We start from the raw sequence: 1325 nt of genomic DNA on the forward strand, positions 1-1325 counted from the left end.
GGCTGCCGCTGCCGCCATGCGTGCGATTGAGACGGTCAATCGCAGCGCGTCCTATCGCTGAGTTTCTCAGTGAAGGTTCAAATATTGTTTTAGGTGTGATGCCAAGGCGCGAGCTGCTTTGCCTCGACTTCCCAGTCGACTGAGTTGTGATCCATTCAGTTGGCCATAGGTGCAGCCGGCTTCGCGCACCCAGAGCAACGACTCGTACCCGCCATTGAGATAGGCAGGCGATTTAAGAATCTCTCCCCAGCACACCCCTTCAGCGGATGCAACGCAGTTGCCCGCCGGATCGCTGAGCACCATCGTGCTTCTGAAGCAGGCGCTTCGATAGGGACTGTTGCCTAATTCATCGAGGATTCGTTGAACTTTGGCCTGATCGCCGCTTGCATACCGGGCTGAATAGAGGCCCGGTGCTCCCTGAAGAGCATCCACTTCCAGGCCGGAATCATCGGCTAGGGCCCAACCTTTGGTTCGTAGGGCTGCGGCCGTTGCTTTCAGATCCGCGTTGTCTCTGTAGGTGTCACCTGTTTCCTCAACGTCCAAATCGTCGGGTTGGCGTTGAACAACGAGGGGAAGCGGACCGAGCATGGCTTCGATCTCTGCGACCTTGCTCGGGTTGCCGCTAGCGATGGTCAAAAGCTGGCTCAAAGGTGACCCAGGGATGAGATACCCATTCTGTGCTTAGGAGAGCTGAGAACGATTATTCCGTTGGCAGCAACAGTGAAAAAGACGTGAAATTTCAGGCCGCTCGAAGCACCAAGAAATACTGCGATTTGTAAAGCTATGCCGTTACAAAGGCGTCGGCAACGAACTATGCGGAAGTCCATACAGGACTTCCCACAGCAGTTCGGAACAGTCAGGGACAGGCTGATAAGCAAAGCTTATTAAGTTCAGTATGGACAGTGATCGAGATCGACTCTGGAAACGCTTGACGGCGAGGGTCTTGGCAGAGCAATGTCCCGAGCGAACATTCCAAACCTCTTTCCGGTAGGCAATGGCTAACGAAACCATGGGTATCGCTCTCGGCATGATCGAGACTCGCGGCCTGGTTCCCGCAATTGAAGCCGCTGATGCGATGACCAAAGCCGCCGAAGTGCGTCTTATTGGTCGTGAGTTCGTCGGCGGTGGTTATGTGACCGTTTTGGTCCGCGGTGAAACCGGCGCTGTTAACGCTGCAGTGCGTGCAGGTGCAGATGCTTGCGAGCGTGTGGGCGACGGCCTGGTTGCTGCTCACATCATTGCTCGCCCCCACCGCGAAGTGGAGCCTGCATTGGGCAATGGCAATTTCCTTGGTCAAAAGGACTGAGACCTAGCTGAGCCTCAAT

Annotated in this window: 2 protein-coding genes; one reads left to right on the top strand and one right to left on the bottom strand. The window is 55.5% G+C overall.

Features of this window, described 5'->3' with window-relative positions; translation table 11 throughout:
- Window positions 1-66: 66 nt before the first annotated feature.
- Window positions 67-648, bottom strand: a complete 582-nt coding sequence (locus tag WH5701_RS16285) for a non-canonical purine NTP pyrophosphatase (protein WP_006169869.1) — start codon at window positions 646-648, stop codon at window positions 67-69.
- 346 nt (window positions 649-994) lie between these two features.
- On the opposite strand from WH5701_RS16285, the gene WH5701_RS00575 reads away from it, so the two are divergent.
- The gene (locus WH5701_RS00575) at window positions 995-1306 is read left to right on the top strand and encodes a BMC domain-containing protein (RefSeq protein WP_006169870.1); all 312 of its coding nucleotides are present in this window, start codon (window positions 995-997) and stop codon (window positions 1304-1306) included.
- Window positions 1307-1325: the final 19 nt, after the last annotated feature.

It is taken from the genome of Synechococcus sp. WH 5701, from assembly GCF_000153045.1.
Lineage (GTDB): Bacteria > Cyanobacteriota > Cyanobacteriia > PCC-6307 > Cyanobiaceae > Regnicoccus_A > Regnicoccus_A antarcticus.